This is a genomic window from Microcoleus sp. B13-B6 (genome assembly GCF_036705405.1).
GTDB lineage: Bacteria > Cyanobacteriota > Cyanobacteriia > Cyanobacteriales > Microcoleaceae > Microcoleus.
This window is the reverse complement of record NZ_JAUBUJ010000254.1, coordinates 1-1,163: the sequence shown is the minus strand read 5'-3', so window position 1 is coordinate 1,163 and position 1,163 is coordinate 1. Positions and strand designations below refer to the sequence as shown.

Sequence of the window (1,163 nt, the reverse complement as noted above, 5' to 3'; positions counted from 1 at the left end):
ATAAATGTTTATAATTAATACAAAGGAGATAAAATAGATATGCTGTCATTTGAAGAGGGGTTCATTGAAAGTCAACAGCTCAACCAAAGACTTCTGCAAACAATTCGTTTGCTTGGAGAGTACAAGGGAAAGCAGGAGTTATTCAAGCAACAAGCCCCACAAGTTTTAGGCACTTTGCGCCAAGCTGCGGTTATTCAGAGTACCGAATCTTCTAACCGCATTGAAGGCATTACTGTGTCGCTAGAACGGATTAAGAAATTAGTAACTGAAAAAACAACGCCGCGCGATCGTTCAGAACAAGAAATTGCGGGTTATCGGGACGTGCTAACTACAATTCACACCAGTTATACCCACATTCCTTTTAGTACAGGGGTTATTTTACAACTGCACGGCGACCTTTACCAATTTGCTGTTAATACAGGCGGGCGCTGGAAAACAGTGGATAATGAAATTAGCGCTACTTATCCTGACGGGACTAAAGTGGTGAGGTTTCAACCTACTCCCGCTTATTCTACTCCTGCGGCAATGGAACGCCTGCAAGAACGGTTTAATCGCCTCTGGGAATCGGGCGAGATAGAACCTTTATTGCTGATTCCAACTTATATTTTGGATTTCTTGTGCATTCATCCATTTTTAGATGGAAACGGGCGGATGGCAAGGTTGCTGACTTTGTTGCTGCTATACAAAGCCGGTTATGAGGTGGGGCGATTTATTAGCTTAGAACGGATTGTGGAGAGAACTAAGGAAAGCTATTACGATACGCTTTACCAATCTTCCCAAGGATGGCATGAAGGGCAGCATAACCTGTTACCTTGGTGGGAGTATTTCTTGGGAGTCATGCTGCTATCAGCTTATCGGGAGTTTGAGCAGCGGGTAGGATATGTTACATCCGCAAAAGGAACTAAAACGGCGATCGTATTGGATGCGATTAACAATTTGCCTCAAGAATTCTCTATTAGGGAATTGCAGGAACGGTGTCCCACAGTGGGAATTGATTTGATTCGCCGTCTATTGCGCCGGGAAAGGGATGCGGGGCGTTTGGAATGTCGGGGGCGAGGAGTTGAGGCGCATTGGCGAAAGCAATAGATACCAGGGTAAACGCATCTTAACTGGAACCCAAAATATGCTACAGTTAAATCCGACTAAATTTCAATGTAGTTTGT

Annotated in this window: 1 protein-coding gene; it reads left to right on the top strand. The window is 44.2% G+C overall.

What is annotated here, in order from left to right:
• Positions 1-39: 39 nt before the first annotated feature.
• Positions 40-1,086 carry a Fic family protein gene (locus tag QUB35_RS39030; protein ID WP_333148444.1) on the top strand — a complete coding sequence of 349 codons (1,047 nt, stop codon included), beginning with the start codon at positions 40-42 and terminating at the stop codon, positions 1,084-1,086.
• Positions 1,087-1,163: the final 77 nt, after the last annotated feature.

Bases quoted from the DNA above. Each gene is read 5' to 3' on its own strand.
- QUB35_RS39030 (WP_333148444.1), top strand. From the start codon at position 40: ATGCTGTCATTTGAAGAGGGGTTCATTGAAAGTCAACAGCTCAACCAA.